Annotated in this window: 1 protein-coding gene; it reads right to left on the reverse strand. The window is 70.1% G+C overall.

From position 1 onward, the window contains the following. Positions 1-201: hypothetical protein (locus AC06FB_RS18890; protein ID WP_478053991.1), on the reverse strand; the 201-nt coding region annotated here is incomplete at both ends.

Here is a 201-nt window from a genome sequence, read left to right on the forward strand (position 1 = left end):
ACCCGGATGCTCTCCAGGCTGCCGCCACGCCCGGCCAGCGCCGCCACACCCTGCCCTTCGTTGAACCGCGTCGCGGAGGTGCGCGCGTAGTCCACCACCGGCAGCAGCGGCTGGATCACCACGCCCTTGCCGCGGGTGAAGGAGAACGCATGTTCCACCCGCGCAGAGATCGCATCGTTGCGGTACTTCGCACGCAGCGGG

Source organism: Stenotrophomonas sp. Steno-C15, assembly GCF_056393265.1.